Origin of the sequence: Halomonas sp. (genome assembly GCF_033549285.1) — a bacterium.
GTDB lineage: Bacteria > Pseudomonadota > Gammaproteobacteria > Pseudomonadales > Halomonadaceae > Halomonas.
The window spans coordinates 13,812-16,642 of record NZ_JAWSUJ010000098.1 but is presented as its reverse complement, the minus strand read 5'-3'; the positions used below and the strand labels follow the sequence as shown (position 1 = coordinate 16,642).

The window sequence follows — 2,831 nt, the reverse complement described above, 5'->3', positions numbered from 1 at the left end:
GGCGGCCGACCCGCGAGGGGCTCACCAATGCCGCCGGCTTCGCCCGGGAACTGGCCGGGCGGGGCTGGTGCGTGGTCAGCGGCATGGCGCTGGGCATCGATGCCGCCGCCCAGCAGGCGGCACTCGACGCCGGCGGGTCGAGCGTGGCGGTGCTCGGCTGCGGGGTGGACGTGATCTATCCGCCGCGCCACCATCGCCTTCACCGGCGCCTGCAGGAGAGCGGCGGCCTGCTGCTTTCCGAGCATCCCCCGGGCACCCCGGCGCGGGCCGGCTTCTTCCCGCGACGCAACCGCATCGTCACCGGCCTCTCGCTGGGCGTGCTGGTGGTGGAGGCCGCCGAGCGCAGCGGCTCGCTGGTCAGTGCCCGGCTGGCCCTCGAGCAGAACCGCGAGGTCTTCGCCCTGCCCGGCTCGATCCACAACCCCATGGCCCGGGGCTGCCTGCAGCTGATTCGCGATGGCGCCGTGCTGGTTCGCGACCTGGATGACATCCTCGCCGAGCTCAGCCAGTGGGCCGTGGCCGCCGCGCCCGCAGCGACCCCGGGGCCCGAGCCGGCCGAGGCGGGGGAGGATTCGCTGCTGCGCTGGCTGAGCGACACGCCCACGCCGGTGGATGCCCTGGTGGCCCTGACCGGCCGGGGCGTCGCCGAGTGCCAGCGCGGCCTGCTCGAACTGGAGCTGGAGGGGGCCGTGACCCAGGCCGCCGGCGGCTGGGTGCGCCTGCCGACCCGGCCGGGGGCGTGATAGCATACGCCTCCCGAGGCCGGTCATCCGGCATGTCGAGCTCAGGCGAGGAGACCCATGATCGAGGCCAGAGAACTTGAGCAGGCCGTGGCGGCCCTGCGGGCCGGAGGCGTGATCGCCTACCCCACCGAGGCCGTCTGGGGGCTGGGGTGTGACCCCGATGACGACCAGGCCCTTACCCGCCTGCTGCGCCTCAAGGCGCGCGACCCGGCCAAGGGCGTGATCCTGGTGGCGGCGAGCATCGACCAGTTTGCCCCCTGGCTCGAGGGACTCCCGGTCGAACTGCATGCCCCCCTGGCGGCGAGCTGGCCGGGACCCGTGACCTGGCTGATACCCGACAACGGCCGCGCCCGCGCCCTGGTGCGCGGCCACCACGACCGGGTGGCGCTGCGGGTCAGTGACCATCCGCTGGTGGTGGCGCTGTGCGAGGCCTTCGGCGGGCCGGTGGTCTCGACTTCCGCCAACCGGGCCGGCGAGCCGCCGGCGATGAGTGCCGAACAGATCCGCGCGGTCTTCGGCGATGAGCTCGATGCCGTCCTGGACGGCCCGCTGGGCGGCCTCGAGCGGCCCAGCACCATCCGTGACCTGGTCTCCGGCCGGGTGCTGCGTTCCTGACACGCCCGCTTTCCAGCCCCCCCCTCTTCCAGCCCAGGAGGCTCCGTTGGCCCACGCCCACCTCGATGACGTCAAGACCTACCTGCTCGACCTTCAGGAGCGCCTCTGCTCGGCCCTGGCCGACGAGGACGGCGGCCGCTTTCGCGAGGATGCCTGGGACCGGCCCGAGGGCGGCGGCGGCCGCTCACGGGTGATCGAGCACGGTCGGCTCTTCGAGAAGGGCGGCGTGAACTTCTCCCACGTGTTCGGCGAGCGCCTGCCGCCCTCGGCCACCGCGGCGCGGCCGGAGCTCGTCGGGCGCAGCTTCCATGCGGTGGGGGTCTCCTGGGTGCTGCACCCGGAGAACCCCCATGTGCCCACCAGCCACGGCAACGTGCGCTTCTTCATCGCCGAGAAGGCGGGGGAAGCCCCCGTCTGGTGGTTCGGCGGCGGCTTCGACCTGACGCCCTACTACCCGGTGCATGAGGACGTGGTGCACTGGCACCGGGTGGCGCGCGACGCCTGCGCCCCCTTCGGCGAGGAGGTGTACTCCCGCTACAAGGCCTGGTGCGACGACTACTTCTACCTGAAGCATCGCGACGAGACCCGCGGCGTCGGCGGGCTCTTCTTCGATGACCTCAACGAGGGCGGCTTCGCGCAGTGCTTCGCCTTCCAGCGCGCCGTGGGCGACGCCTTCCTCGAGGCCTACCTGCCCATCGTGCGTCGCCGTCGCGACACGCCCTTCGGCGAGCGGGAGCGCGACTTCCAGCTTTACCGCCGCGGGCGCTACGTGGAGTTCAACCTGGTGTGGGACCGCGGCACCCTGTTCGGGCTGCAGAGCGGCGGTCGCACCGAATCGATCCTGATGTCGATGCCGCCCCTGGCGCGCTGGGAATACGACTGGCACCCCGAGCCGGGCAGCCCCGAAGAGGCCCTCTACCGCGACTATCTGCGGCCCCGCGACTGGCTCGGCGAGGCACAGGAGGAGAACGAAGCATGACCGATCGCTACTGCGTCTTCGGCCACCCGGTCGGCCACTCGAAGTCGCCGGCCATCCACGCCGCCTTCGCCGACCAGATCGGCGATGACATCGAGTACGTCGCGATCGAGGCGCCGCTGGACGACTTCGCCGGCGCCTGGCGGCGCTTCGTCGCCGAGGGCGGCCGGGGGGCCAACGTCACCGTGCCCTTCAAGGAGGAAGCCTTCCGCCTCTGCGATACCCTCAGCGAACGCGCCCGCCGCGCCGGGGCGGTCAACACCCTGATCCTGGGGGGCAACGGCCTGACGTACGGCGACACCACCGATGGCATCGGCCTGGTGCGTGACCTGAAGCGCCATGGCGTGGCGCTGGCCGGGGCACGGGGCCTGGTGCTGGGCGCCGGGGGCGCGGTGCGCGGCGTGCTGGAGCCGCTGCTGGCCGAGGGGCCGGCGAGCCTCTTCGTGGCCAACCGCACGGCGGCGAAGGCCGAGGCCCTGGCCGCCGACTTCCGCGAC

Annotated in this window: 4 protein-coding genes; all 4 read left to right on the top strand. The window is 72.9% G+C overall.

Features of this window, described 5'->3' with window-relative positions; translation table 11 throughout:
- Positions 1 to 743: DNA-processing protein DprA (dprA, locus tag SCI24_RS17510; protein ID WP_318726602.1), on the top strand; the 743-nt coding region annotated here is incomplete at its 5' end.
- Positions 744 to 800: 57 nt separating this feature from the next.
- Positions 801 to 1,358, top strand: a complete 558-nt coding sequence (locus SCI24_RS17505; RefSeq protein WP_318726601.1) for an L-threonylcarbamoyladenylate synthase — start codon at positions 801 to 803, stop codon at positions 1,356 to 1,358.
- A gap of 46 nt (positions 1,359 to 1,404) precedes the next feature.
- Positions 1,405 to 2,337 (top strand): oxygen-dependent coproporphyrinogen oxidase, encoded by a 933-nt coding sequence (hemF, locus tag SCI24_RS17500; RefSeq protein WP_318726600.1) that lies wholly within the window; start codon positions 1,405 to 1,407, stop codon positions 2,335 to 2,337.
- A partial coding sequence (gene aroE, locus SCI24_RS17495) for a shikimate dehydrogenase (protein ID WP_318726599.1) occupies positions 2,334 to 2,831 on the top strand: 498 nt, incomplete at its 3' end. The genes hemF and aroE, both read left to right, overlap by 4 nt.